The sequence below is a fragment of the Streptomyces sp. NPDC001135 genome (assembly GCF_053598395.1).
The window spans coordinates 151041-177750 of the sequence record NZ_JBSFKD010000013.1 but is presented as its reverse complement, the minus strand read 5'-3'; the positions used below and the strand labels follow the sequence as shown (position 1 = coordinate 177750).

The window sequence follows — 26710 nt, the reverse complement described above, 5'->3', positions numbered from 1 at the left end:
GCTCGCCGGCCCGCTACGACGCACCGTGGTCGCGACCGCGGCGCGGGTCGGGCAGGCGGTGCGTCATGAAAGGCCGGCCGGCGGTGAACTCGCGGAATCTGCGGGCCGCTTCGGAGAGGTGTGCGTCGCGGTCCCACACCAGGCTGAGCTGCCGGTGACAGTCCGGCGTGTCCACGTGCACCCAGCCCACCGGTACGAGGGCTTCCGTACCGAGCCGGCGGGACATCGCCGGAATGAGTCCGATGCCGAGACCGGCGCTGATCAAGTCCTGGATGGCGCCCGGTTCATCCCCCTCGCAGGACAGCACCGGTGACAGTCCCTCGGCCGCGAACAGCCGGTCGAGCAGAGTGCGTTGCCAGTGGCCGCGGCGCGTGGTGACGAAGGGCTCGTCGGCGAGCTCGCGGATGGTCACGCTCTCCCGCCGGTCGAGCCGGTGCCCGAGCGGTACCGCCAGCAGCACCTCCTCGCGGAGCAACTCGATCGCCTCGAGACCCGCCCCGGTCAGCTGTTGCGAGGCCACACAGAAGTCGACCTCCCCGGCACGCAGTTGGCGCTCCATCTCCTCCGCGTTCGACTGGAAGAGCCGGACGTCGGCGCGGGGATGCGCGGCGCGGAAACTGCCGAGGAGGCGAGTGATCGTCAGCAGGGTCTCCGAGGCGACGCTCACCCGGCCGAGTCCCGGGTCGCGTGCCTCCCCGAGGGCTCTGCGGCCCGCGTCCAGTTCGCTCAGCGCCCGGTCCACATGGCGCAGGAACAGCGCGCCGTACTGGTTGAGCCGGACGCGGCGGCCCTGCCGGTCGAACAGCGGACAGCCCAGCTCGGCCTCCAGGCGCGCGACGGTGCGGCTCAGCGAGGGCTGGGCGACGCGCAGTTCCTCCGCGGCGCGGCTGATGTGCTCGTAGCGGGCGATGGTCTGGAAGTAACGCAGCTGCAGAAGATCCACGGTTCACCTTTACTCATGCCTTCAGCGTCATGATTCCATGACGGAAACGGTCTTGGAATGCATAAGCGATTCTTCCTACGGTCTGCAGCAGGGGCACCGCACAGGTGACGTGCCACAGCGCCCGGCACCTGCACACGCGAGGCGGTGCCCCGCACCCGTCCGCCGTCCCACCGGCCACCCGTCCTTCAGGAAGGTCGCACCATGAGCGCTGCGGATCTGGCCCGACTCCAGTTCGCGGCCACGACCGGCATCCACTGGCTGTTCGTGATCCTCACCATGGGACTCGTCCCGATGGTGGCGATCCTGCACACCCAGGCCGCGTTCACCCGAGATCCCGCCAGGAGAGCGGTCCGGGAGCGGATGACCCGCTTCTGGGGCCAGCTCTACGTCATCAACTACGCGGTCGGCATCGTCACCGGCCTCGTCATGGAGTTCCAGTTCGGGCTCAGCTGGAGCGGTCTGAGCAAGTTCGCGGGCAATGTCTTCGGCGCCCCACTCGCCCTCGAAACCCTCATCGCCTTCTTCGCCGAGTCCACCTTCCTCGGCATGTGGATCTTCGGCTGGGGCCGCCTGCGCAGGGGCGTGCACGTCACCCTCATCTGGCTGGTCGCCCTGACCGCGTATGCCTCCGGTTACTGGATCCTCATCGCCAACGGCTTCATGCAGCACCCCGTCGGCTACGAAGTACGCGGTGGCGCCGCCTACTTGACCGATTTCGGAGCGCTGCTCACCAACCCCAGCGCCCTGCTCGCGCTCGGTCATGTCACGCTGGCCGCGCTGACGACGGGTGGTGTCTTCGTCGCCGGTGTCAGCGCCCACCATCTCGCCCGGCGCACCAAGGACAGCGCTCAGTTCCGGGGCTCGCTGCGGCTGGGCGTCTGGGTGGGCATGCTCGCCTCGTTCTTCGTCATCGTCGTCGGGAACCTGCAGTTCCCGCTGCTCCGCCGGACCCAGCCCATGAAGCTGGCCGCCCTGGACGGCAGCGGCGTCGGACCACTGCAGGCCCAACTCGTCAGGGAACACGGGCCCGGCGACTACGTGCCCCCGCACGACTGGCTGCGGATCGCGATGGACACCATGACGATCATCGGCAACACCGTGTCCACCGTCACGTTCATCGCCGTCTTCCTGCTGTGGAAGGACCGGCTGGTGCGCCGGCGCTTCCCCGCCCGCCTGATGACGGCCATGATCCCGCTGCCCTTCATCGCGTCGGCCGGCGGCTGGGTCTTCCGCGAGGTCGGACGCCAACCATGGCTGGTCTACGGCCGGCTGAAGGTCGAGGACGCCGTCTCGCCGGTCGGCAGGACCTCACTGGCCGTGTCCTGCGCGGTCTTCATCGCCGTCTTCGTCGTGCTGGCGTTGACGAACTGGACCCTGATCACCCGCTTCGCCCGGCGTGGCCCGCAGGCCACCCAGCTCGGCGCCGCCGATCCCCTCGCGGACGAAGTTCCCACAAGCGGCGCGGGCGAGCAGCGGACGATCCCCGCCTTCTGAACCCGGCCCCCTCGGCCACGGCGCACCCACCCTGCAGAACTTCCTGATGAGACGGAAAGTTGATGAGTCTGGAGACCCTTTGGCTGGCGCTGCTCGGCCTGCTTCTCGCCGGGTACTTCGTGCTCGGCGGCTACGACTACGGCGTACAGATGCTGCACCCGGTCCTCAAGGGTCCGGCGGGAGGCGAGCGTCCCGGCGGGAACGCCGCCCTCGACGCCATGGCGCCGTTCTTCCTGGGCAACGAGGTCTGGCTGGTCGCGTTCACCGGCGTGCTGTTCGGGGCCTTCCCGCACCTGGAGGGCAGCCTGCTGTCCGGCCTGTACCCGCTCGTCGTGGCGATCCTCGTCGGCCTGGTCCTCGGCAACGCGGCGGTCCAGCTGCGCGGTCGTACGACCGGTGCCCGGGCCCGCCGGTGCTGGGGCGTCCTGATCGTGTGCGGTGGTGCGCTGCCCGCCCTGTGCTGGGGGCTCGTCCTGGGGCTGTTGCTCCACGGTGTGCCGCGCCGGGCCGACGGTACGTTCCACATCGGGTTCGGCGAGGTGTTCTCGCCGTTCGTAGGGGCCTGCGGCGTCACGACCGTGCTGCTCTTCGCCGCGCACGGGGCGGCCTTCACAGCGCTGCGGTCCGCGCCCGGACTCGCCGCGAGAGCGGGGAAGTCGGGAGCCGGCCTGGTGCGCGCGGCCGGCGCCGCGGGAGCCTTCGCGCTGCTGCTGACCCTGCTCGGCGCCGGTGCTTCGATGACCAACCCCGTGACGTCGGCCGCCCTCACCGGCCTGTTCGCGGCGGCACTCGGCGCGGCCTGGTGGAGTCTGTCCCGAGGACACCGTGTCCGTGCCTTCACGGCCACCTGCTGCGCGGTCCTGCTCCCCGTGCCGCTCGTAGGTGCCGGGCACTACCCGTACGTCCTGACCAGCGCCTCGGAATCGGGCCTCACGGTGCACGAGGCGGTCACGGACGCCGCCACGCTGAAGATCCTGACCGGGTTCGGGGTCGTGCTGGTCCCGGTGGTCCTCGCGTACCAGGCGTGGAGCTGGTGGGCCTTCCGGGGGCGGACGGGCCGCCGTCACCCGAGTTACTTCTGAGCCGGGCGAACGACGAGAGGACTGCAAGGATGAAGCCGGTCGAACGCCGTCTGATACGCGAACTCCCGCCCCTGCGCCGCCACATGACGCGTTCGGCGGCGTCCGCCCTGGTCGGCGCCGGGCTCGTCGTCGCGCAGGCCGCCCTGCTGGCGACGGTGCTCGCCGACGGCTTCGCCGGGCACCGGGTCCGGACGGCGCCGGTGGCCGCGCTGGGCGCCGTCATGGCGGGGCGCGCGGTGCTGACCTGGGTCCGAGGGGTCCTCGCCCAGCGCGCCGCCGCCGACGCCAAACGCGCCCTGCGGGACCGCGTCACCGGCCGGCTGCGGCGCGCCGGCCCCCTGCGGACCGCCGACCACCGCCACGGTGAGACGGCCACGCTGCTCACCCGCGGCCTCGACGCCCTGGATCCCTATGTGACCGGCTATCTGCCCACCCTGGCGGCCACGGCGGTGGTCCCCCTCACGATCGTCGCCTGGCTGTTGTGGACGGACTGGACCTCGGCGCTGATCATCCTCGCGACGCTGCCGCTGATCCCCGTGTTCGGCGCACTGGTCGGCATGCACACCGCACGCCGCACCGCGCGGCAGTGGCGTTTGCTCGCCCGGCTGGGCGGCCACTTCCTGGACGTGGTGGCCGGACTGCCGACCCTGCGGGCGTTCGGCCGCGAGCGGCACCAGACCCGCGTCGTGACCGAGATGGCGGACGCACACCGGCGGGCCACCCTGCGGACGCTGCGCGTGGCGTTCCTCTCGTCCTTCGTCCTGGAGACGGTCGCCACGCTCTCCGTCGCGCTGGTGGCCGTACCGGTCGGGCTGCGACTGCTCGGCGGTGGGACGGACCTGCGTACGGCCCTGACCGTCCTGTTCCTCGCCCCCGAGGCCTGCCAGCCGCTGCGGGCCCTGGGCGGGGCCTTCCACGACAGCGCCGAGGGCGTGGCGGTGGCCGAGCGGGTCTTCACCGTGCTGGACGACGCGGACACGCCCACGGCACGCCCGTGCCGCGCCGCCCCGGCGCCGGATCCCCGCACCGCCCACCTGCGCCTCGACGGGGTCACGGTGCACCATCCGGACCGGGCCGAGCCCGCCCTCAAGGACGTCTCCCTCCACGTCCGCCCCGGCGAGCACGTGGCCCTGACCGGACCGAGCGGCGCGGGCAAGTCCACCCTGCTGTCGCTGCTCCTCGGCTTCGTGACCCCCGCTTCCGGCCGGGTCCTGGTGGGCGCCACCGACCTCGCGGACCTGGACCCCGACGAGTGGCGCGCCCAGGTGGCCTGGGTGCCCCAGCGCCCGCATCTGTTCGCGGCGTCCGTCGCGGACAACATCCGCCTCGGGCGCCCGGACGCCAGCGACGCCCAGGTCCGGCGCGCCGCCCGCGCCGCCTTCGCCGACCGTTTCGTCGAGGAACTGCCCGAGTCGTACGCCACCGTGCTCGGCGAAGACGGCGCCGGACTCTCCGCCGGCCAGCGCCAACGCATCGCCCTGGCCCGCGCCTTCCTCAAGGACGCTCCGGTGCTGCTCCTCGACGAACCGACCGCGCACCTCGATCCCGCGAGCGAGGCCGCCGTCACGCGGGCCACGCTCGCCCTGATGCGGGGCCGCACCTCGCTCGTGGTCGCGCACCGCACCAGTCTGCTGCCGCACACCGACCGGATCGTCGCCGTACGAGCGGGCACCCTCGCCCCGCGCGACCCGGCATCCGCGCCGGCCGAAGGGCTGCTCGCCTCATGACCCGCCACGCCGAACGCGCCCCCCGCGCACCCCGGCCCACCGTCCGCCTCCTGCGCCACCTCCTGCCGTACGGGCGCCGACTGCTGCCCGCCGCGCTCGCCTCGGCCGGCAGCGAACTGGCCGCAGCCGCGCTGACGGCGACCGCCGCCTGGCTGATCACCAGGGCCGCCCAGCAGCCGCCGCTCGCCTCGGTCGCCGTAGCCGTCGTCGCCGTACGCGCCCTGGCGCTCGGGCGGGGAGCGCTCCGCTACACCGAACGCCTCCTCGGCCACGACGCCGCCCTGCGAGCCGTCGCGGGCTTCCGCACCCGGGTGTACGAGGCACTGGTGCCGCTCGCCCCGGCGGGTGCCCCCGCCTTCCGCAGCGGCGACCTGCTGACCCGCCTCGTCGACGACGTCGACGCCGCGCAGGATCTGCTGCTGCGGGTTCTCATGCCGACCGTGGCCGCCTGCGCGGTCACCGCGACCGCGACCGCGGTGGCCGCGGCACTGTTGCCGCAGGCCGGCGTCCTGCTCGGCTCGCTCCTGCTCGCGGCGGGGCTCCTCGTGCCCGCCCTCGTACTGCTGCTGTCCCGGCACGCGGGCCGCGCCGAGAAGGCAGCGCGTGCCGAACTCGCCGTTCTCTGCGTGGACATGACCCGGGGAGCCGAGGACCTCGCGGCTTACGGCGCCCTGGACCGTGTCCACGAGCGGGTCCGCGCCACCAGTGCCCGGATCGCCGCGCTGGAGCGCCACAAGTCCCTGACCACCTCTCTCGCCTCGGCTGTGGTGCTGCTGCTCCAGGGCACCGCCACGGTCGGCGCCACCTGGCTCGCGCTGCGCGCCCACGCGTCCGGCGCGCTGCCGGCCGTGCACCTCACCGTGCTCACGGTCCTCGCGCTGGTCTCCTTCGAGGCCCTGGCGCCGCTGCCGGCCGCCGCCCGGCGCCTGACCGAGGTACGGGCGTCGGCGCGCCGGCTGGCCGACCTGTTCGACACACCGCACCCCGTCACCGACCCGCCGGTTCCGGCCCCCCTGCCCGGCGGCGAGCCGCTCGGTGTGGAGATCACCGACCTGTGCGTACGACACCGCCCCGGCGGTCCGCCGGCCCTGCGAGGGGTGAGCCTGAGCCTGCCGCCCGGTCGCCGGGTCGTGCTCACCGGCGCCAGCGGGTCCGGCAAGTCGACGCTGATCGCGGCGCTCATGCGGTTCGTGCCCTATGAGAGCGGCAGTGTCCGCCTCGGCGGGCGCGAACTGCGCGAGTACGCGGGCGCCGACGTCCGCCGGGTCATCACCGGCATGACCCAGGACGCGCATGTCTTCCACACCACCGTCCGCGCCAACCTGCTGCCCGCCCGCCCCGACGCCACGGACGCCGACCTGCGCGAGGCCGCGCGCAGGGCCAGGCTCCTGGACTGGATCGAGTCCCTGCCCGAGGGCTGGGACACCCTGCTCGGCGCGGACGGCGCCACGATGTCGGGCGGCCAGCGACAGCGCCTCCTCCTGGCCCGGGCACTGCTCGCCGACCCGGCGGTCCTCGTCCTCGACGAACCCACCGAGGGGCTGGACCCGGACACCGCGGCCGCCGTACTCGCCGACATCCTCGACGCCACCCACGGCCGCACCACACTCCTCGTCACCCACGAACGAGCGGGCCTGGAAGGGGCCGACGCCATCGTGACCCTGTCATCCGGGCACGAAGACGAACGCCGGTGTCGCAGGAATACCGGTGCCGGCAGCCAGAGTTGATCACGGACATGACTCAAGGACCCGCGCCCCGTCCCCTGACCGACGACGTCCTCTCCGAGCTGCTCGCCAAGCAGCAGTTCGGGACCCTCGCCACGGTGAAGCAGAGCGGTCATCCCCACCTGACCACCATGCTCTACGCCTGGGATCCCGAGGCCCGCGTCGTGCGGCTGTCCACGACGGCTGACCGCGTGAAGGCGAAACATCTGCGGCGCGACCCGCGGGCGGCACTGCATGTACAGGGCGGCGACGTATGGTCGTTCGCCGTCGCCGAGGGCACCGCCGAGGTCTCCGGGATCACGACCGTGCCCGGTGACGCGGTCGGCCGGGAACTGCTCGCGATGCTCCCGCCCGCCGCGGCACCCGAGGACACGGACGCCTTCCTCGAGCAGCAGGTCGCCGAGCGCCGGATCGTGATCCGCCTGCGGGTGGAGCGGCTCTACGGGACGGCCCTGGACGTCAACGGCTGACGCCTCTCTGCCGGGACGCCCGGTCCGGCAGTCCGCGGCGGCCCCGGTGACGCGGTCGGCCGAGTCCGGCCCCACCACCCGGCGAACTCGCCTGCCGACACCTGGACCCCCGCTACGGGGTGTACTCGGGTGTTCCGACCACGTGGCGAGGTGCCGTGCCGGGCGTCGTGGACCCGGGCGGATCCAGAAGAAACCCCTGGGTGGGCCTGGCACCGCTGGGCGTGCACGGCGAGGCGCCGCTGGGAGCGTCGTGCGGGCCGGCGCGCTGCTTGCGGCGCAGCCGTGGCTCCCCGCGGCCTCGACCCGGCACCGGGAGGTTCCGGCCGATATGGTGGATTACGCGGCGGGGGACGTCCGGCTCGTCGCGATCCGCCGGATCGGCAGGCGTGGAAGAAGTGAGGCCGATGATCTCCGACATGGTTCTGGTGCCCACCAGCGAGGTCAGGCTCTCCGGTGACCTCGTCGTCCCGACGGCGGCGCGGGCCGTGGTGCTCTTCGCGCACGGCAGCGGCAGCTCCCGGCACAGTCCGCGCAACCGGATGGTGGCCGCCGAGCTGCGTACCGCCGGGTTCGGCACGCTGCTGATGGATCTGCTCAGCGAACGGGAGGAGCGGCACGACGCGCTGACGGGCGAGCACCGCTTCGACATCCCGCTCCTCGGCCGGCGCCTCGTGGCCGCGATCGACTGGCTGGGCACGCAGCCCGACACCCGCGGCCTCCCGGTCGTCCTGTTCGGTGCCAGTACGGGTGCCGCCGCGGCGCTGGTGGCCGCGGCGGAGCGGCCGGACCGGGTGCTGACCGTGGTGTCCCGGGGCGGCCGGCCCGATCTGGCGGGCGGAGCCCTGGAAGAGGTGCGGGCCCCGGTCCTGCTGATCGTCGGCGGCCAGGACCAGCAGGTGCAGGAGCTGAACGAGGAAGCGGCCCGGCGGTTGCGGGCCCCCCATTCCCTGTTCGTCGTTCCGGGAGCGACGCACTTGTTCTCCGAACCCGGCGCCCTGGAACAGGTCGCCGAGGCCGCCAGGCACTGGTGCGACGACCAGCTGCGCACCCCGGGGGAGCCGGAGCGGCCCGGGGAGGCCACGCAGCAGGACGAGTGACCGGCCGGGCCCCCGCTCGGGCGGGGGCCCGGGTGAGGCCGTCCGGGAATCCGTCCGTCAGCTCGGACTCGGCCTGCCGAAGTACTCGGCGTAGCGGGTCGGCAGCTGGGACAGGAGGTGGTCGAGCTGCCGGTCCGGGACCGCGTCGGCGACCGTGGACAGGACGGCGTCCGCGTCCCACTCCGCGGTGCGCGGCCGGGCGCCGGTCTGTACGGACACGCGCCGGAGGAACTCGTCACAGTCGAACGACTCCGGACGCCCCCGGTCCAGATGCAGGGCCTCGTCCAAGGGCGCGGGCAACCGGGCCGCCAGTTCGTCGGCCTCCTCCGGGGAGATCCGGGTCGCGAGCACCCAGAGCACCGCCTCGCAGACCTGCTCGGCCTCCTCCCGGCTGCGGTACTCCCCCCGGTCACGGACCTGGGCCAGGAACTCTTCCAATCGCACGGCGGCCTCCCAATGTCGTCGCACGCCATCACGGCGAGCCGCTCCCTTCCAGTCTGCCCCGGAGGGCGACGTCCTCGACAGCGTCACCTCGTGACGATCAAGAGGGAGCGGCCCGGACCGCTGCGGCTACAGCTCCGCTCGCACCGTGCGGGCGGCGGTCACCAGGTTCTCCAGGGAGGCGCGGGTCTCCGGCCAGCCGCGTGTCTTCAGGCCGCAGTCGGGGTTCACCCACAGCCGTTCGGCGGGGATCGCCCGCAGGCCGGTGCGGAGCAGCTCGGCGGCTTCCCGGGTACCGGGTACGCGCGGGGAGTGGATGTCGTACACACCGGGTCCGGCCGCACGGGGGTAGCCGTGGGCGGCCAGTTCCCGGGCGACCTGCATGTGCGAGCGGGCGGCTTCGAGACTGATGACGTCGGCGTCGAGATCGTCGATGGCCTGGACGATGTCACCGAACTCGGCGTAGCACATGTGGGTGTGGATCTGGGTGTCCGGGCGTACGCCGCCGGTGGTGAGCCCGAACGCCTCGGTGGCCCAGGCGAGATAGGCGGGGCGGTCGGCGGCGCGCAGCGGGAGGGTCTCGCGCAGCGCCGGCTCGTCGACCTGGATCACCGCGGTTCCGGCAGCCTCCAGGTCGCCCACCTCGTCGCGCAGCGCGAGCGCGACCTGCCGGGCGGTCTCGGCGAGCGGCTGGTCGTCGCGGACGAAGGACCAGGCGAGCATCGTGACGGGTCCGGTGAGCATGCCCTTGACGGGCCGGTTCGTGAGCGACTGGGCGTACGTCGTCCAGCGCACGGTCATCGGCGCCGGCCGCGCGATGTCACCGGCGAGGATCGGCGGGCGGACGTAGCGGGTCCCGTACGACTGGACCCAGCCGTGCCGGGTGGCGAGGTAACCGGTGAGCTGTTCGGCGAAGTACTGGACCATGTCGTTGCGTTCGGGCTCACCGTGCACGAGGACGTCCAGTCCCGTCTTCTCCTGGAAGCCGATCACCTCCCGGATCTCCGCCTTGATGCGCTCCTCGTAGCCGTCCGCGCCGATCCGGCCGGCACGCAAGTCGGCGCGCGCCGCGCGCAGTTCGGCGGTCTGCGGGAAGGAACCGATGGTGGTCGTGGGCAGCAGCGGCAGGCCGAGGCGGGCGCGTTGGGCCGAGGCCCGCTCGGCGTACGGCTGGGAGCGGCGGGTGTCGGACTCGACGACGGCGGCGGCACGGGCGCGTACGGCCCTGTCGTGGGTGAGGGGGGAGCGCGCGCGGGAGGCCAGGTCGGCCCGGTTCGCGGCCAGTTCCGCGCTGATCGTGTCGATGCCGTGGGTGAGGCCCTTGGCGAGGGTGACGATCTCGGTGGTCTTCTGCCGGGCGAAGGCGAGCCAGCGCAGGATCTGCGGTTCGATGTCCCGTTCCGCCGCGGCGTCGAGGGGCACGTGCAGGAGGGAGCAGGACGCCGATACGTCGACCCGGTCCGCCAGACCGAGCAGGGTGCCCAGGGTGGCGAGGGACTGCTGCAGGTCGTCGACCCAGATGTTCCGGCCGTTGACGACTCCGGCGACCAGGCGCTTGCCGGGCAGACCGCCGACGGCTGCGAGGGCGTCCAGGTTGGCGGCGGCCGCGTCGGTGAAGTCGAGGGCCAGGCCTTCGACGGGTGCCTTGGCCAGCACCGGCAGGGCCTCGCCGAGCCGGTCGAAGTAGGAGGCCACCAGCAGCCTGGGCCGGTCGGTGCGGGCGCCGAGGTCGCGGTAGGCGCGGGCGACGGCGTTCTGTTCGGCGGGGGTGCGGTCCTGGACGAGGGCGGGTTCGTCGAGCTGGACCCACTCGGCGCCGGCCGCGCGCAGGTCGGCGAGGATCTCGCCGTACACCGGCAGCACGCGGTCCAGGAGGGTGAGCGGGTCGAAGTCGCCGGACACGCCGGGTGCGGGCTTGGCCAGCAGCAGGTAGGTGACGGGCCCGACGAGGACGGGCCGGGCGGTCAGACCCAGGGCGAGGGCCTCCCGCAGTTCGGTGACCTGCTTGGCGGAGTCGGCCGTGAACACCGTGTCCGGGCCCAACTCGGGGACGAGGTAGTGGTAGTTGGTGTCGAACCACTTGGTCATCTCCAGGGGTGCGACGTCCTGGGTGCCGCGCGCCATGGCGAAGTAGCCGGCGAGGGGATCCGCGGCGACGGCTTCCCGGTGGCGTGAGGGGATCGCGCCGAGCATGACGGTGGTGTCGAGTACGTGGTCGTAGTACGAGAAGTCGCCGGTCGGCACCTCGTCGATGCCGGCGTCCGTCAGCTGCTGCCAGGTGCCACGGCGCAGTCCGGCGGCGGTGGCCCGGAGGGAGTCGGCGGTGACGCGTCCCTTCCAGTAGCCCTCGATCGCCTTCTTCAGTTCCCGGTTCCGGCCCTGGCGTGGGTAGCCGTACACGGTGGCTCGTGCTGCCGCGGCTGCGGACTTGCTGGTCACGGAGATCTCCTTCGCGAGATGAATCCCTGAGATCCCGGGGCGGGACGAGAGCGCGAAGGGATGACGGACCCGACGGCGGCGGCCCACGGCCGTCCGTGCGGTTGTCTACGCCGACCCGCCCTCGAGGTCACCGGGATGTCCGCGTACGGACAGTCCCGCACGCGGGCAGGTGGCAGGTCTTCGGACTCGCGGGCGCGCCCTTGCCTGTACCAAGGCGAGGACACCTACTGGCCGTCGCTTCCCAGGCCCGGTGCGGACCCAGTGCGTATGACGGCGGTCGTTCCCGCTCACCGCTGCGGGGCAGTCCCGGATTCCCACCGGGTTCCCTCTTACGACGCGTCCCGCCTGGCTGACGGGGCGAACCAGCTGCAGGAGTCAGCCTAAGGGGCGGCCCGGGGGCGCGGTGGATCGTGTCCGGCATGCGGAGGGTGAGGTCGGACACGCGGCCGAAGGGTGTGAGCGGGGCCAACGGTGGGAAATGGCACGGGCTTTCACCTCGGCGGTGCGCACCGAGGCCAGGGAAGCCGTCGGTCGGGAACTGCCCGCCCCGCTCGGCTGCCGAGTGCCGTGGAACGGCTCGCCCGTGCAGGGCGGTGCCGTGGATGCCCGACAGCAACACCGCCCCCGTCCGCCTCGCGTCGACACCGAACCGGCGCCGCGTCGCACGGTCCGCATGAGCCGAGCGCCCGTGTCGTCTCCGAGCGTCCGTACCGGCGCGGCCCGGCCACGCCGGGTCGTCGAGCACGCGATCTCGGGTCCGTTCGCAGGCCGGGCGAGGAATCGCGGCGAAACCCGCACCGGCACGGTGATCCGGGCGGTGGCGTCGCCCGGCCCGTGCACACCGAGCAGGACCGGTACGGCGGCGCGGGTCGGGAGCACCGCGGCCATGAGCGGGACGCCGGGCCCGCGTCCATCGGCATGCCGCACGTGACCCACGTGCCGACGCCGACCTGGTCGGGCGCCGGACCCCGGTCAGGACTGCCTGCCGGGCCCGACCGGCCGGACAGCGGTGTATGCCGGCGACCAGCGCGCCCGCATCCTTGCCGGCCCGCCTCCCGGCCGCGATCCGGCCGAACCGCTCGTCCTGGGTCCGGGCGCCGTGGTGGGGCCCGTCTGTCGCGACGACAGGGAAACCCTCGGCGGCGCAGCGGCACACGGCACCGGGGCGGTCTCGTGCTGCCGGCCCCAGGGGACGAGGGCCTCGGGTGCCTGCCGGTGCCCACAGCACGCCAAGCGGTCATCAGCGTCGGCGGGCGGTCTGTCGGCGCCGGCGCGCCGGCCCGCTCGGAGCAGCACGATGCCGCAAGTACAAGATCCGGGCCCCCTTCCATTCTCCGTGGGGTCCCGATACCCCTGGAGAGTGAGAAGCCGGGCCGGACGGCCACGACGCGGGGAGGAATCGGCCATGAGCGAGGAACGGTTCGAGGACGGCTGGTACGTGGACGAGCGGTGCACGAACTGCGATGTCGCACGGCAGCTCGCCCCCGGCCTGATCGGTGAGGTCGACGGTCGCGCGGCGGTGCTGCGCCAGCCGCGCGACCGGACGGAGGTGAGGCAGCTGCACGCCGCCGCCTACGCCTGCCAGACGCGGTCGATCCGCCCTCCGGGCGGGCGGCTGGACACAGAGCTGGACCCCTTCCCGATGGCCCTGGACGACACCGTGTACCTGTGCGGACACAACTCCAGGCAGACCGCGGGGGCCAACTCCTACCTGTTAGGCCGCCCCGGCGGCACCGCGATGATGGTGGACACCCCGCGCTGGAGCACCGCGCTGGCCGCGCGCTACGAGGCGCTGGGCCCCGTCACCGACGTCCTGCTCACCCACCGCGACCACGCCGCGCACGGGCGCCGATACGCCGACCACTTCGGTGCCCGGCTCTGGATCCACGAGGGAGACCTCGATGCCGCCCCGGACGCCGACGGGGTGCTGCGGGGCACCGACCCGGCCGAGATCGCCGAGGGCGTGATCGCCCACCCCCTGCCCGGCCACACACGCGGCAGCGTGCTCTTCGTCGCGGACGAGCGGTACTGCTTCAGCGGAGACAGCTTCTACTGGTCGCGCACCACGGGGGACATCGAGGTGGTGGAGAGCGTCACCTGGTACTCGATCGGTGAGCTGGCCGCCTCCTTGGCCCGGACCGCCGGCGGCTTGCGCTTCGAGTGGCTGTTGCCGGGCCACGGCGACCGCCGTCGTCTCCCCGCCGACGAGATGGCCCGGCGACTGCGGCGGCTGGCGGTCCGTACCCGGGAACTGCGGCCACAGCCCATCGATTTCACCGCGGTGCGCTGGTGAGGCGACCGCCGGAGCGACCCGTGCGGGTCGCTCGGCGCCGTGTCCCCCGCGCCCTGAGCTGATTCCGGGGGCACGGGTGGAAGCATGCGGTGCCATGCGTGCTGCGTACATTGAGGAGCTGGGGTCCGCGGACGTCATCCGGTACGGCGAGATCGCGGCTCCCCGGCCGGGTCCCACCGACGTCCTGGTGAACGTGCTCGCCACCACGGTCAACCCGGTGGACACCTTCGTACGGTCGGGGCGGTTCCCCACACAGGTGGTCTTCCCCTTCGTCGTGGGCCGCGACCTGGTCGGCACGGTGGCGGAGGTGGGCCCCGGCGTCACGGGCTTCCGCGCCGGGGACCGGGTGTGGTGCAACAGCCTCGGGCACGGAGGACGGCAGGGCGCGGCGGCCGAGCAGGCGGTGGTGGCGGCCGATCGGCTCTACCCCCTGCCCGACGGAGTCGATCCGTACGCGGCGGTGGCGGTGGTCCATCCGGCGGCGACCGCGTATCTGGGGCTGTTCGTCCACGGGCGGCTCAGTGTGGGCGAGACCGTGCTGGTCGCCGGCGCCGCGGGCAGTGTCGGCAGTGCGCTGGTCACGATGGCGGTGCGGGCCGGCGCCCGTGTCCTCGCCACGGCCGGCGCGCGGGACGCGGAGTACTGCGCGGACCTGGGCGCGGCCGAGGTGTTCGACTACCGGGATCCGGAACTGACCGAGAAGATCCGCAGGGCGGCGCCGGCCGGGCTCGGTCTGTGCCTGGACACGGCGGGCGTCAACGACCTGGAGACCACGGTCGAACTGCTCGCCCGCAGGGGCCGCGTGGTGCTGCTGGCCGGCCTCGGGACCCGCCCCGTGCTGCCCGCCGGGGCGCTGTACCTGAACGACCGCTCCGTCGTGGGGTTCGTGATCTCGCACGCGACACCCGACGAACTCGCCGCAGCAGCCGCGTACGTCAACGACCTGTTCGGCCGGGGCGCTCTGCGCCCACGGAGCATCGAGGTCTTCCCGCTGAGCGCGGCAGCCGACGTCCACGCCCGGGTGGAGAGGGGTGAGCTGCGGGGGCGACGCGCCGTCCTGCGGACGGACCTCACGGCCACGGACCCCGGCCGGCCGTCTACGATCATGGCATGATGGTTGAATATAGAACAACGCTTCCGGGAGGCGGTCCACGGTGAGCAACGTCGAAACGACACCCGCGGAAGTGCGCTGCGGTGCAGCGGTGGACGGCCCGCGACCGGCCGGGACGGCGCCGGTCGAGGTGCTGACCCCGCGCGACGTCCCCCTCGGCGGCCCCCGGGCGATGACCGTACGGCGGACACTGCCGCAGCGCGCCCGCACCCTGATCGGAGCCTGGTGCTTCGCCGATCACTACGGCCCCGACGACGTCTCGACGACGGGTGGCATGGACGTCGCCCCGCATCCGCACACCGGGCTGCAGACGGTGAGCTGGCTGTTCACCGGGGAGATCGAGCACCGGGACAGCATGGGCAGCCACGCCCGCGTACGACCCGGCGAGCTGAACCTGATGACGGGCGGACACGGCATAGCCCACTCGGAGGTCTCCACCCCGCGTACGACCGTCCTGCACGGCGTCCAGCTGTGGGTGGCGCTGCCGGAGGAGCACCGTGACACCGAACGGGACTTCCAGCACTACGCACCGGAGCCCGTGCTGACCGACGGGGCCCGGATCAGGGTGTTCCTCGGCTCCCTGGCCGGGTGCGTCTCCCCGGTGCGGACCTTCACGCCCCTGCTCGGCGCCGAGATCGTCCTGCAGCCACGCGCGAGCGTCACGCTCGCCGTGGACGCCGGTTTCGAGCACGGCCTCCTCGTCGACCAGGGCGAGGTGCGCCTTGCCGGCACGCTGCTCGGATCCGCGCAGCTGGGCTACGTCCCTCCGGGCGTCGGCGCGTTGACGCTGGTGAACGAGTCGGACGGCATCGCGCGGACGGTGCTGCTCGGCGGACCGCCGTTCGAGGAGGACATCGTCATGTGGTGGAACTTCGTCGGGCGCAGCCACGAGGACATCGCCAGGGCCCGGGACGACTGGCAGAACTCCTCCGACCGCTTCGGCGCCGTCGAAGGGTATCCGGGCGACCGTCTGCCCGCGCCCGCGCTGCCGAACGCCGTCATCACCCCGCGCAGGAACCCGCCGCGCCACTCACCGACCGTTCTCTGACAGGCGCTCGATGAGCCGGCCTTCCGCCGCCCCCACCGTCGCGCGGAACGACGCCGAGGACCATGCGACGTCCTGGCCGACGGCAAGCACGCCGGCCTGACCGTCCACTTGGTCGAACACGCCGCTTGTGTCCGGCCGTCATCGCCGGGGGAGCGCGGCGGCTCAGAACGGGTAGTCCGCGATGTCCGGGCGGACGGTGACCCATTGCGTCTCGGTGAACGCCTCGGCATGGGCGGCGGCTCCGCCGACCGGGAGCCGGTGCCGGACGCCTTGACCCCGCCGATCAGCATGGCCGCCGGCGCTCTCGCCGCACTGTGCGTCCCGGTCAAACCCGAGGCGGCCCAGGAAAATCGCTTACGGCCCAGCGGTGAGATCATTATAAAATCGCCCTGGGAGGCGCGTCGGCCAGACCACCGGCAGCGCCCCCGTGCCGAGCCACGCAGGACGCATCGAACGACGCATCTGACGTAGTGCTCCCTCACGACTTCCGACTTCTCTGGAGAGCCGATGCGTTGTGCCGTCCCCTTGGCCGCCGTTGCCGTTCTGCTGTGCGCGGGCTGTGCCGCGACCGGTGAAGGGACGGGTGACGCGCGGCCGAAGACCGGTTCGACCCCGCCCGGGGCCGCCGTGCGCGCGGCCGTCGCCAGGACCGGTGCGACGTCCGCCCGTCTGCACGAACGGATCGAGGTCGCCGGTGAGGGGAAGGTGTACCGGCTCACCATCACCGGCGGGTTCGACTTCGGCCGCGGCCGGGGATCCGTCGCCGTCGACTTCCCCGGTGGCGCCATCTCGCACAGCGACGAGACCTTCGCGGACGGCAAGGTCTACATCGGGGGTGCCTCCGGCCCCGACGGCGGGAAGTGGGGGGTGATGCCCCGTGACAAGGCCGAGGCACACGCCGCGCTGCGGGCCCCGGCCAACGACCCGGAGCACGTCCTGAGGCAGATATCCGCTCTGCGGAGCGTCTCCCGTGAGGGGGAGGAGACCGTCCACGGGGTACGGGCCGTGCACTACCGCGGGACGCTCGACCACAAGACCCTCACCCTGAGGATGGCCCGGGATGTGCGCGCGAAGATGGACCGGGCCCGGGACCTCCTGGGAGACGACATCCCGGTGTTCGCCGACGCGTGGGTCGACGGCCGAGGGCGCCTGGTGCAGACCCGCATGACACTGAACCTGGCCGGCGGCCGCGTGGAGGCGACGATGGAACTGTCCGGCCTCGGCACACCGGTGTCGGTGAAGACCCCTCGCCCCGACGACACGGTCCCCGTCAGCATCAAGGGCGGAGTCCTGAACGGCTGAGCGAGGCGCGGTGGGCACAGCCCACGACACGCGGACGTGTCAGCGGGACACGCCGGCCGGGACGGCTTCACATCCCGCGGCGAGGGCCGACGCCGCGAAGGCGGCCGGCCCGTGGCCGGTCGTGAAGTCCCCGCCGTCCACGGCGGCCAGGACCGCCACCAGGTGCGCTTGGGCGGACTCCGCTCGGCGCACGGACGTACCGGTGCCGCGGCGCTCAGCGCAGCCGCGGGCAGAGACCGGTCGAGCGGTGGCGGCTGCTGCTGCCGGCACCTCGGCCCAGCGGGCGCCCGCCGTACCCGCGTCCGTCGAGTGCGGCGATGACCGGCGCCCTGTGCGGGAAGGCGGGTGCTCCGGCGGCGGCCGGCAGGTGGACCGGGACCGGCAGCCAGTGCCTGTGGAACCGGCGAATGCCGGTCGTAGGCGCCGTGGAAGGCCGGATGCAAGGCGGGCGGCCCTCCTCGTCCAGTGAAGTCACCGGCTGGACGGGGGAGTCGGGCGGATCAGTGGGTGGCTCCCTCGGTGGCCTTCAGGTCGTGGCCCGCGGGCGTGCCGGCGGCGGCCAGCAGCAGGGCGCGCAGTCCGTGGGCGACCGTGGTGGGCTCCAGGGCCGGGGCGGTGCCGTCGGTGACCTGTTCCGGCGCCCAGGGCACGTGCACGAAACCACCCCGGGCGTGCGGGAATTCGGTGGCGAGGAGGTGACCGAGGCCGTACGCGACGTGGTTGCAGACGAACGTGCCGGCCGTGTGGGAGACGGCGGCCGGCACACCGGCGGCACGCAGCGCGGCGACGCAGGCCTTGACGGGGAGGGTGGAGAAGTAGGCGGCGGGACCGCCCGGGACCACGGGCTCGTCGATGGGCTGGTTGCCGGCGTTGTCGGGGATGCGCGCGTCGTCGACGTTGATGGCGACGCGTTCGACGGTGACGCCTGGGCGCCCGCCCGCCTGGCCCAGAGACAGGACCAGGTCGGGGCGGGCGGCGCGGACGGCGTCGCGCAGGGTGTCGACGGATGTGCCGAAGACACAGGGGAGTTCGGTGGCGGTGACCGTGAGTCCCGCCGGAGGCTCGGCGGCCACCAGGGACGCGGCCCGCCAGGACGGGTTGACCCGCTGGCCGTCGAAGGGGGCGAAACCGGTGATGAGCACGCGGGTCATGGCACTTCCTTCACGAGGGGCGTCGGCCTGCTCAGAACGCGAACAGCGCCATGGTCACGGTGGAGCAGACCAGCAGCGGAAGAGCCGTCGGGATCTGTGCCTTGATGGGCCCGTACTGGTCCCTCAGCTCGAGCAGGGTGGCCGGGACGATGTTGAAGTTGGCGGCCATGGGCGTACACAGCGTCCCGGAGAATCCGGCCAGCATGCCGATCGCGAGGACCGCGGGCGGATTGCCGTGCATCTGCTCGATGAGGACCGGCCAGCCGATCGCGGCGGTCATCACGGGGAACGCGGCGAACGCGTTGCCCATGATCAGGGTGAACAGGAACATGCCGACGCAGTACGCGATGACGGCGAGGTACTTCGAGTGGTCCGGCAGGACGTCGTGCACGATCTTGCCGACCTGGGTGCCGACCCCGGCCAGTGCGAAGATCGAGCCGAGCACGGCGAGGAGCTGGGGCAGCAGCAGGGCGGACCCCATCGCCTCCAGCATGGAGCGGCCGGAGTGGAGCGGCACGGACAGCCTCCGCTCGCCGGTGACCAGCATGCCGACGACGAGGGCGACGAGACAGCCGGCACCGAGTCCGATCAGGGTGGCCTTGCCCGTCTCGAACAGGCCGGACGTGTCGAGGAGGGAGGCGCAGACGATGGCGACGAGCGGGATCGTCAGGGCGGGGAGGAAGATCCTGCTGCCGAGCCGGGCGGCGGAGGCCTCGCGTTCCTCGGTGGTGCTGGTGACGGGGGTGCCCTTGCCGAGGAAGTTGAATCCGGCGAGCACGATCAGGGCGAGGACCGCGGCCCCGAGCGGTTCGGCGGGCAGGGTCCAGCCGCCGTTCTTCGCGGTGGCGTCGGCGACGCCGGTGCCATAGGGGAAGGTGAGCCCCAGCAGGCCCCAGAACGCGGCGGACGTCCACCGCTTGGGGTTGCTGCGGTCGGCGGCCATCTGCACGGCCATGACGACGAAGACGAGCCCCACCAGCCAGTAGAGCCACTCGACCTTGATCACTTGCTGTTCTCCTTCGGAAGCGGCAGGTCGTGTTCGGCGGCGGCGAGGGCCATCTCCCGCTGCAGCCGCCGGTCCAGGAGCAGCAGGCGGGCGCCGTGGACGAGGAAGGCGCAGACGGCGAGCGGTATCGCCCACAGGGCCAGCTGGGTCGGCTCGAGGTCCTGGTGGTACGTCGAGTTGACGAAGCCGGTGATCAGGAGGATCGAGCCGATCGCGATGAAGCAGTCCTCGCCGAAGAAGAGACCCACGGTGTCCGAGGACGCGGAGTAGGAACGCACCTTCTCCCGGAGGCGCTCGGGCAGCGCCGCTCCCGCCGTGCGTTCGGCGGCGGCCTCGGCCATGGGCGCGACCAGCGGCCGTACCGTCTGCGCGGGACCGCACACGCTGGTGAGGCCGAGGGCCGCGGTGATCTGACGGATCAGGAGGTAGGCGGTGAGGAACCGGCCGGTGCTCAGGCCGCCGAGCCGGCCGATGAGCCTGCGTGCCTGTTCGCGCAGGCCGTAGCGTTCCAGCAGGCCGATCACGGGGAGGACGACGGCGAAGACGGTGACCGAGCGGCTGTCGGCGAAGGACCGGCCGAAGGCCGCGAGGACCTCCAGCGGGTTCATTCCGCCGATCAGTCCGGTGAAGACACCGGCGACGCCCACCACGAGGACGGGATTGCGGCGCGTGACGAATCCGAGGATCACCACGACCACGCCGAGGAGAACGATCATGCGGCTGCCTTAGGCGTGAGCGGGCTGGACGCCCGAGCGGCGCGGATCCGGGGGACCGAATCCGTGAGGGATGCCCGGGACCCTAGAGGATCGTTCAACGATCGAACAAGAGGTAGGACCGGAAATCCATCTCTTGTCGGATCGTTCAACAATCGCCTACGTTGGAGGTGTGATCGACCTCAACGCAGACCTCGGTGAAGGCTTCGGCCGCTGGACCCTCACCGACGACGACGCCCTGCTCTCCGTCGTGACCAGCGCCAACGTCGCCTGCGGCTTCCACGCCGGCGACCCCTCGGTGATGCGCCGCGTCTGCGACCTCGCCGCCGCACGCGGCGTCCGGATCGGAGCCCAGGTCTCCTACCGCGACCTGGCCGGCTTCGGCCGCCGCGCCATGGACGTGCCCGGCGACGAGCTGGCTGCCGAGATCGCCTACCAGATCGGGGCACTGCGGGTCTTCGCCGAGGCCGCCGGTGCCGAGGTGGCCTACGTCAAGCCGCACGGCGCCCTGTACAACCGCACCGTGCACGACGCCGAACAGGCCGCGGCCGTGGTGGCCGGCGTGCGCCTGGCGGGCGGAACACCACCGGTGCTCGGCCTGCCCGGGTCACGGCTGCTCGCCGCCTCCGAGGAGGCGGGCCTCACCGCCGTACCCGAGGCCTTCGCGGACCGTGCCTACACCCCCGCCGGCACACTCGTGCCGCGCCGTGAGCCGGGCGCGGTGGTGACCGACGAGGACGCGGTGGTCCGGCGTGCGCTGGCGTTCGCGGTGGACCGGACCGTACGGGCCGTGGACGGTACGACCGTCCCGGTGGCCGCCCGCTCGCTGTGCGTCCACGGCGACACCCCGGGCGCCGCCCGGATCGCCGCGCGGGTCCGTGAGGCACTCGACGCGACCGGCGTCGAGGTGAGGGCGTTCGCATGACCGGCAGCCGGCCCGTCGAGGGGCGCATGACCGGGAGCCGGTCCGTCGAGGTGCGTCCCGCCGGGCGGCACGCCCTGCTCGTCGAACTGCCCGACGGCGAGCGCACCGGGGCCTTCCACACCGAACTCCTGCGACGGCGTGCCGCGGGAACCCTGCCCCCGGTCGAGGAGATCGTGCCGGGCGCGCGGACCGTACTCCTGGACGGTGTCACCGACCCGCGGGAACTGGCCCGCCGGATCGCCGACTGGGACCTGCCCGGCCATGCGGCCGACGACGGGGCGCTGGTGGAGATCCCGGTGCGCTACGACGGCCCGGACCTGGCCCATGTGGCCGCTCTGTGGGGTATCGACGCCGACGAGGTCGCCACCCGCCACTCCTCGTACACCTACCGCGTCGCCTTCTGCGGCTTCGCCCCCGGCTTCGGCTACCTCACCGGCCTGCCCGCCGAGCTGCACGTACCGCGCCGCGACACACCCCGCACCCGGGTCCCGGCCGGAGCGGTCGCGCTCGCCGGCCCCTACAGCGCCGTGTACCCGCGTGCCACCCCCGGCGGCTGGCAGCTGATCGGGACCATGCCGGACCCGACCCCGCTGTGGGACCTCACCCGGGAGGAACCGGCGCTCCTCACACCGGGAACGCGGGTGCGGTTCGTGGACGAGGACGGCACGCCATGACCGTCAAGCTCGCCGTCGTACGGTCCGGCGCCCTCACCACCGTCCAGGACCGCGGCCGGCGCGGCCATGCCCACTTGGGCGTGCCCCGCTCCGGCGCGCTGGACGCCCCCGCCATGCGCCTGGCCAACCTGCTCCTCGGCAACGCCCCCGACGCCGCCGTCCTGGAGACCACCCTGACCGGCTGCGCCCTGCGCCCCGACCACGGCGTGAGCGTCGTGGTCGGCGGCGCGCCCTGCCCGGTGACGGTCGCCGGCCGGCCGGCGGGCTGGGGAGTGCCCGTACGGGTGCCCGCGGGCGCCGTCCTGAACGTGGGCGGTGTGACGGCGGGCGTGCGCTCCTACGTGGCCGTCGCCGGCGGCATCGCCGTCGAACCCGTTCTCGGCAGCCGCGCGACGGACCTGCTCTCCGGACTCGGCCCGGCACCCCTGCGCGACGGGGACGTCCTCCCGCTGGGCACTCCCGCCCGGCAGCCGGTACCGCCGGACAGCGCTCCCTGGCCGGCGCCGCCCACCGAACTGACCCTGCCGCTGCGCCTCGGCCCCCGCGCCGACTGGTTCACGCCCGCCGCGCTGCGCACCCTCACCTCGGCGGCGTACCGCGTGTCGCAGCACAGCAACCGCATCGGCCTGCGCACCGAAGGACCGTCGCTGGAGCGGGTGTCGAGCGGCGAGCTGGCGAGCGAGGGCATGGTCCTGGGCGCCGTGCAGGTGCCTCCGGACGGGCGTCCGGTGGTGTTCCTGCACGACCACCCGACGACCGGTGGCTACCCGGTGATCGGCGTCGTCGCCGAGCTCGCCCTCGCGGCGGCAGCCCAGGCCGCGGCGGGCACACCGATCCGCTTCACCCTGGGGTGACCCGCCGGCAGGACGGGTTCGCCGGGGTTCGCCTCCCGACGGCGGGCCGGGCGGCGGCGTGCCGGGCGATCGGCGGTGGGCGATTCTGGAGGGGTGGGTCGAGTCCCAGCCCGTCGGATTCCGCCGGACTACGCCGCCTCGGGCCGCCGGGCGGTACGCGTGACGCTGGTCGCCGCGGCCGGTTTCTACCTCTTCCGCTACGGCCTCGATCGTCCCGTGGCGGCCACGTACGCCCTGTTCGCGGCCGTCGCCCTGGGCGGACTCGCCAAGATCCCGGGCACCGGCCGGCAGCGGGCCGCGACCGTGCTGCGGCTGCTTCCTGTGTGCTGGGTGCTGGTCGTGGTCGGGACCTTTCTGTCGGTGCGGACCTGGAGCGCCGTCGTCGGCATGCTGGCGGTCGGCTTCGCGCTGGCCTTCGCCGCCGTGGGCGGCCCGCGCCCGGCGGGAGCGGCGCCGGGCCTGCAACTCCTCTACATCCTCCCGTCCTTCCCGCCGTACGCTCCCGGCACGCTCGCCGAGCGGCTGATCGGCACGACCACCGGACTGGCCCTCTTCATCGCCGCCGAGGCACTGATCCTCCCCGAGCCCAGCCCGCCGTCCTACCGGGCCCGGGCCACCCACGCCGCGCGCACCGCCGCACACTGCGCGACCCTCCTCGCGGCACCGCCGTACGCCCTGACCGACCCGGACATCCGGGCAGCCTGGGAGACCGCTCGGTCACTGCGGTCCCTGACCGTGCCGGAGGCGGAACGCCCGGCCGGACCAGGAGTGCGCGACCGTGCCCTCGCCCACACCGGCCTCGCCACGCGCACCCTCCTGAGCCGCCTCGTGCAACTGCCCGCCGCGCCGGGCGGGCACCCGGGCCCCGAGGTGACCGCCGTGCTGCAGGCCGTGGCACGACTGGCCACCGCGACCGCGACCTGCCTGAACGCCGGGGCTTCGCCGGTGGCGCCGTACGAGGTCCTGGTCAGGACGCGTGCGCGCCTGTCGGCGGTGTCCGCGAGCCCGGCCCCGACCGGGTCTTTCGCACCCGCGGACCCGGCCACCCCCGAGGGTTCGGCGTCCGCGGGCCCGGCCACCGCCGAGGCACCGGACGGCCCGGCTCTCGCCGAGGAGACCACGTCCGGTGCCCCGGCTCTCGCCGAGGACACGGCGTCCGATGCCCCGGCTCTCGGCGGGGGTCCCGCTCCCGCCGGGGGTTCGGCGTCCGATGGCCGGGCTCGTGTCGGGGGTTCGGCGTCCGATGGCCGGGATCCCGCCGGGGGTTCCGCGTCCGAGGGCCGGGCCCCTGCCGGGCCTTCGGCGTCCGCCGGTCTGGTCCCTGTCGGGGATTCCACGTCCGCCGACCCGCCTCCCGCAGGGAATTCCGTACCCGGAGCCGCTCGCGCGCCGGAATTCCCGGCCGCCGTACTGCGCCGGCACGCCGCCGTCCTGGAGATCGCCGACGCCGCACTCGCCATGGCCACGGCGGCCGATCTGGCGGTCCACGGCAGACACGCCCTGGTGGGGATTCCGCACGGACGCTTCTGGTACGCCAGAACCCGGGCGCCGATGCTGTGGTGGCACCGGGTACGGGGCCATGCCGGGCGCCGGTCGGTGTTCTTCCAGAACGCGGTCCGCATCGCCCTGGCCCTGACCGCCGCCCGGCTCGTGGCGGGGGTGGACACGCTGCCCCATGGATTCTGGGCCACGCTGGCCACGCTCACCCTCACCCGCACCACCATGGACGAGACCTGGCACACCATCCGTCTGGCACTCGCAGGCACCCTGGCGGGAGCCCTCGTCACGGCCGGCGTACTGAGCCTGGCCGGGACGGACACCGCCGTCTACGCCGTCGTACTGCCCGTGTGGATGCTGTGCGCCTTCACGGTCGGTCCGGTCAAGGGCGTGGGCTGGGCGCAGGGCCTGTTCACGGTGCTCGTGGCGCTGGTCTTCGCGCAGTTGGCCCCGCCGACCTGGAGACTGGCGGAGGTCAGGATGCTGGACGTGCTGGTCGGCAGCGTGATCGGCGCCGTCTTCGGCCTGCTGGCCTGGCCGCGCGGCGCCCATGACGAGATGCGCCACGCCGCGGCGGAACTGATGCGCCGGGCCGCCGAGATCGTGGTGGCGACCGGCGCCTCGGTGGCGGGCGGTGGCGCGGTGGCCGCCTCCTCGGGCGTCCCCGGCCACCGGTCGCTGCAGCGCGCGATCATCCTCGCCGAGTCCGCGTACGCGCAGTTCCTGAGCGAGCCGGTGCCCTTCGGCGGGACGGCGCGCCGGGCCGGGCTGCGTGCCGTGGACTGGCAGGCCACGCTGATGGCCGGTCACCACACCCTGTGGGGGTCCGACCGGCTGCTGACACCGCCGCTGACCGGACTGGGCCCTGCGGCGGCCGGGTCGGTCAGCGGGATGGGGGAACGGGTGGCCGGGCGGATGCTGCTGGTGTCGGCCGCGCTGGATCCCGGAGCGGACACCCCCACGGCGCGGATTCCGCTGGTCGATCCGGACCTCGAGGGGCGCGGCACCGAGCCGCCCGGTGCACCGCGCCTGTACTACGCGACGGTGTCGTGGCTGGACTCGCTGATGACCGACCTGAGACGGATCCCACGGGGCAGCCCCGAGACCGGACCAGGCCCCGAGACGCCGTGACGGCGCCGCGCCACCGGCGGACCGGGACGGCACCGGAACCGTTCGGCCCGGACCGTTCGGCCCGCACCGTTTGACCCGGACCACGGCGGGGACCCGCAGCCGCATGTCCGAAGCATCGCGCGCGGCTGCGCCGCCGGGGCTGCCGGTACCACCGCGTTGAACGCCGTGACCTACCTGGACATGGCACTGCGCGGCCGGCCTTCGAGCAGCACTCCCGAAGCCGATGGTGGAGAGGGTCACCGCCGGGGCCGGACACCCGGTCCCGGACGGGGAGGGACGCGACAACCGGCTGTCCGGGCCGGGAGCCCTGGCGATGACCCTGACCGACGCACCGCTGGCACGCCTCGGCGTCAGCGACCCCCGCACCTGGCCGGCCACCGAACGGACCGCGGACGCGATCCCGCACCTGGCCTACGGTCTGTTACGGGGTCATCGCGTCCGCGTGAGGATGCGCCGAAGCCAGCGGGTACGGGCGGCGCGGGCGTCCTGGCTGAGAGCCGCACCCGGTGCGAAGGTGTCGAAGCCGTGGAAGGCACCGGGCCACACATGCAACTCGGCATGGCCGCCTGCCCGCCAGATCGCCTGGGCATAGGCGACGTTCTCGTCCCTCAAGGTCTCCGCCGACCCGACCTCGATGTAGGCCGGGGGCAACCCGGACAGATCCGTGGCGCGGGCGGGAGCGGCGTACGGCGGCAGGTCCGCGGCGCCGCACCGGTCGCCCAGCGCCGCCTGCCAGGCGGTCGCGTTGGAGGTACGGTCCCAGAGGTCGATGCCGGCCATCTGGTGACTGGAGAACGTGTCGTTGCGGTCGTCGAGCATCGGGCACAGCAGCAGTTGCCCGATCGGCGTGGGCCCGCCCCGGTCGCGGGCGAACAGGGCGAGGGCCGCGGCCAGTCCGGCGCCTGCGCTCTTTCCCCCTATGACGACACGGCCGGCGTCGATGCCCAGTCCGGCCGCGTGCGCGGTCAGCCAGGCCAGTCCGGCGTAACAGTCGTCCAGTGCCGCGGGGTACTGCGCCCCGGGTGCCAGCCGGTATTCGACGGAGACCACGGCCAGTTCGAGGGGCACCGCCCACTCACGGAGGAGCCGCGGAAGGACGGACCACGCGTTTCCCGTGATCATTCCGCCGCCGTGCATGTAGTACAGCAGGGGCAGCGGTCCCGCGATCCCGGCGGGCCGTCCGCTCACGAGCGTGACGTCCGGCCCTCCCGGCGGCCCCGGCACACGCAGCTCCTCCACCTCGAAACGGCCGTCGGCCCGCAGTTCCCGGACCGTCGGCCTGGGCCGGGCCGCCGCATCCCGCTCCTGCCGTTCCGTGAGGTTCTGCGGGGTGAAGGGCTCCCGGTCCGCCTCCGCCGAACCGTTGAGCGCCGCGGCCAGTTCGGGGGCGAACGGAGGCGCGCTCCAAGCTGTCGAGGCAGGGCCGGAGTCCGGCGACGGCATGTCATCCGCGAGGTTCATACGGCGTAGCCAACCACCTACCGGTACCGGCCGGGAGACGGGCCGGAGCAGGCACCGCCGCGCTCTTCCGGGCGGCCGGCACCCGCGTGCCCCATGCCGGGTGGGCTGATCCCCGCCGGCCCTCCGT

General features: G+C 73.4%; 23 protein-coding genes and 1 riboswitch. Of the genes, 14 read left to right on the top strand and 9 right to left on the bottom strand.

The window, feature by feature from the left end:
- Nucleotides 1-13 precede the first annotated feature (13 nt).
- Nucleotides 14-943: a LysR substrate-binding domain-containing protein gene (locus ACWC94_RS18405; protein WP_450797651.1), complete on the bottom strand. Its 930-nt coding sequence runs from the start codon at nt 941-943 to the stop codon at nt 14-16.
- A gap of 201 nt (nt 944-1144) precedes the next feature.
- Here ACWC94_RS18405 and ACWC94_RS18400 point away from each other — a divergent pair, with 201 nt between their 5' ends.
- From ACWC94_RS18400 to ACWC94_RS18375, 6 genes are all read left to right on the top strand, one after another.
- Nucleotides 1145-2437: a cytochrome ubiquinol oxidase subunit I gene (locus ACWC94_RS18400; RefSeq protein WP_450797650.1), complete on the top strand. Its 1293-nt coding sequence runs from the start codon at nt 1145-1147 to the stop codon at nt 2435-2437.
- A 62-nt stretch (nt 2438-2499) separates the two neighbouring features.
- On the top strand, nt 2500-3519 hold the full coding sequence (locus ACWC94_RS18395) for a cytochrome d ubiquinol oxidase subunit II (protein ID WP_450797649.1): 1020 nt from the start codon (nt 2500-2502) through the stop codon (nt 3517-3519).
- 29 nt (nt 3520-3548) lie between these two features.
- Nucleotides 3549-5246: a thiol reductant ABC exporter subunit CydD gene (cydD, locus tag ACWC94_RS18390; RefSeq protein WP_450797648.1), complete on the top strand. Its 1698-nt coding sequence runs from the start codon at nt 3549-3551 to the stop codon at nt 5244-5246.
- Entirely contained in the window at nt 5243-6973 is a 1731-nt protein-coding gene (gene cydC, locus ACWC94_RS18385; RefSeq protein WP_450797647.1) for a thiol reductant ABC exporter subunit CydC, read from the top strand. The genes cydD and cydC overlap by 4 nt, the downstream gene beginning before the upstream one ends.
- Nucleotides 6974-6981: 8 nt before the next feature.
- The gene (locus ACWC94_RS18380) at nt 6982-7440 is read left to right on the top strand and encodes a PPOX class F420-dependent oxidoreductase (protein WP_450797646.1); all 459 of its coding nucleotides are present in this window, start codon (nt 6982-6984) and stop codon (nt 7438-7440) included.
- 404 nt (nt 7441-7844) lie between these two features.
- Entirely contained in the window at nt 7845-8537 is a 693-nt protein-coding gene (locus tag ACWC94_RS18375) for a dienelactone hydrolase family protein (protein WP_450797645.1), read from the top strand.
- Between the two features lie 57 nt (nt 8538-8594).
- Here ACWC94_RS18375 and ACWC94_RS18370 read toward each other — a convergent pair whose 3' ends face one another.
- Together ACWC94_RS18370 and metE are read right to left on the bottom strand one after the other, a co-directional pair.
- Nucleotides 8595-8981 carry a DUF2267 domain-containing protein gene (locus tag ACWC94_RS18370; RefSeq protein ID WP_450797644.1) on the bottom strand — a complete coding sequence of 129 codons (387 nt, stop codon included), beginning with the start codon at nt 8979-8981 and terminating at the stop codon, nt 8595-8597.
- 126 nt (nt 8982-9107) lie between these two features.
- Nucleotides 9108-11417: a 5-methyltetrahydropteroyltriglutamate--homocysteine S-methyltransferase gene (metE, locus tag ACWC94_RS18365; protein ID WP_450797643.1), complete on the bottom strand. Its 2310-nt coding sequence runs from the start codon at nt 11415-11417 to the stop codon at nt 9108-9110.
- Nucleotides 11418-11571: 154 nt separating this feature from the next.
- Nucleotides 11572-11799: riboswitch (cobalamin riboswitch) on the bottom strand.
- A gap of 1023 nt (nt 11800-12822) precedes the next feature.
- Here metE and ACWC94_RS18360 point away from each other — a divergent pair.
- The 3 genes from ACWC94_RS18360 to ACWC94_RS18350 all read left to right on the top strand — a co-directional run bounded on the left by ACWC94_RS18360 (nt 12823) and on the right by ACWC94_RS18350 (nt 15869).
- Nucleotides 12823-13710 (top strand): MBL fold metallo-hydrolase, encoded by an 888-nt coding sequence (locus ACWC94_RS18360; protein ID WP_450797642.1) that lies wholly within the window; start codon nt 12823-12825, stop codon nt 13708-13710.
- 94 nt (nt 13711-13804) lie between these two features.
- Nucleotides 13805-14824: an NADPH:quinone reductase gene (locus ACWC94_RS18355; protein WP_450797641.1), complete on the top strand. Its 1020-nt coding sequence runs from the start codon at nt 13805-13807 to the stop codon at nt 14822-14824.
- A 40-nt stretch (nt 14825-14864) separates the two neighbouring features.
- The gene (locus ACWC94_RS18350) at nt 14865-15869 is read left to right on the top strand and encodes a pirin family protein (protein ID WP_450797640.1); all 1005 of its coding nucleotides are present in this window, start codon (nt 14865-14867) and stop codon (nt 15867-15869) included.
- Here the strand turns inward: ACWC94_RS18350 and ACWC94_RS18345 are convergent.
- Nucleotides 15852-15989, bottom strand: coding sequence for a hypothetical protein (locus ACWC94_RS18345; RefSeq protein WP_450797639.1), 138 nt, complete (start codon nt 15987-15989; stop codon nt 15852-15854). The genes ACWC94_RS18350 and ACWC94_RS18345 overlap by 18 nt on opposite strands.
- Nucleotides 15990-16376: 387 nt before the next feature.
- On the opposite strand from ACWC94_RS18345, the gene ACWC94_RS18340 reads away from it, so the two are divergent.
- On the top strand, nt 16377-17171 hold the full coding sequence (locus tag ACWC94_RS18340) for a hypothetical protein (protein ID WP_450797638.1): 795 nt from the start codon (nt 16377-16379) through the stop codon (nt 17169-17171).
- 39 nt (nt 17172-17210) lie between these two features.
- On the opposite strand, the gene ACWC94_RS18335 is transcribed toward ACWC94_RS18340, so the two are convergent.
- From ACWC94_RS18335 to ACWC94_RS18320, 4 genes are all read right to left on the bottom strand, one after another.
- Nucleotides 17211-17363: a hypothetical protein gene (locus ACWC94_RS18335; RefSeq protein ID WP_450797637.1), complete on the bottom strand. Its 153-nt coding sequence runs from the start codon at nt 17361-17363 to the stop codon at nt 17211-17213.
- Nucleotides 17364-17671: 308 nt separating this feature from the next.
- Complete coding sequence (gene pcp / locus ACWC94_RS18330) at nt 17672-18322, bottom strand: pyroglutamyl-peptidase I (RefSeq protein ID WP_450797636.1); 651 nt, start codon at nt 18320-18322, stop codon at nt 17672-17674.
- A gap of 31 nt (nt 18323-18353) precedes the next feature.
- Nucleotides 18354-19328, bottom strand: a complete 975-nt coding sequence (locus ACWC94_RS18325; protein WP_450797635.1) for a DUF979 domain-containing protein — start codon at nt 19326-19328, stop codon at nt 18354-18356.
- Nucleotides 19325-20044 carry a DUF969 domain-containing protein gene (locus ACWC94_RS18320; protein ID WP_450797634.1) on the bottom strand — a complete coding sequence of 240 codons (720 nt, stop codon included), beginning with the start codon at nt 20042-20044 and terminating at the stop codon, nt 19325-19327. Before ACWC94_RS18320 ends, ACWC94_RS18325 begins: the two co-directional genes overlap by 4 nt.
- A gap of 169 nt (nt 20045-20213) precedes the next feature.
- On the opposite strand from ACWC94_RS18320, the gene ACWC94_RS18315 reads away from it, so the two are divergent.
- The 4 genes from ACWC94_RS18315 to ACWC94_RS18300 all read left to right on the top strand — a co-directional run bounded on the left by ACWC94_RS18315 (nt 20214) and on the right by ACWC94_RS18300 (nt 25122).
- The gene (locus tag ACWC94_RS18315; RefSeq protein WP_450797632.1) at nt 20214-20966 is read left to right on the top strand and encodes a LamB/YcsF family protein; all 753 of its coding nucleotides are present in this window, start codon (nt 20214-20216) and stop codon (nt 20964-20966) included.
- Nucleotides 20963-21640 (top strand): 5-oxoprolinase subunit B family protein, encoded by a 678-nt coding sequence (locus tag ACWC94_RS18310; protein WP_450797631.1) that lies wholly within the window; start codon nt 20963-20965, stop codon nt 21638-21640. Before ACWC94_RS18315 ends, ACWC94_RS18310 begins: the two co-directional genes overlap by 4 nt.
- On the top strand, nt 21637-22494 hold the full coding sequence (locus ACWC94_RS18305; RefSeq protein WP_450797630.1) for a 5-oxoprolinase subunit C family protein: 858 nt from the start codon (nt 21637-21639) through the stop codon (nt 22492-22494). Before ACWC94_RS18310 ends, ACWC94_RS18305 begins: the two co-directional genes overlap by 4 nt.
- Nucleotides 22495-22587: 93 nt before the next feature.
- Nucleotides 22588-25122, top strand: a complete 2535-nt coding sequence (locus ACWC94_RS18300) for an FUSC family protein (protein ID WP_450797629.1) — start codon at nt 22588-22590, stop codon at nt 25120-25122.
- A 429-nt stretch (nt 25123-25551) separates the two neighbouring features.
- Here ACWC94_RS18300 and ACWC94_RS18295 read toward each other — a convergent pair whose 3' ends face one another.
- Nucleotides 25552-26583 (bottom strand): alpha/beta hydrolase, encoded by a 1032-nt coding sequence (locus tag ACWC94_RS18295; protein ID WP_450797628.1) that lies wholly within the window; start codon nt 26581-26583, stop codon nt 25552-25554.
- Between the last annotated feature and the right edge of the window lie 127 nt (nt 26584-26710).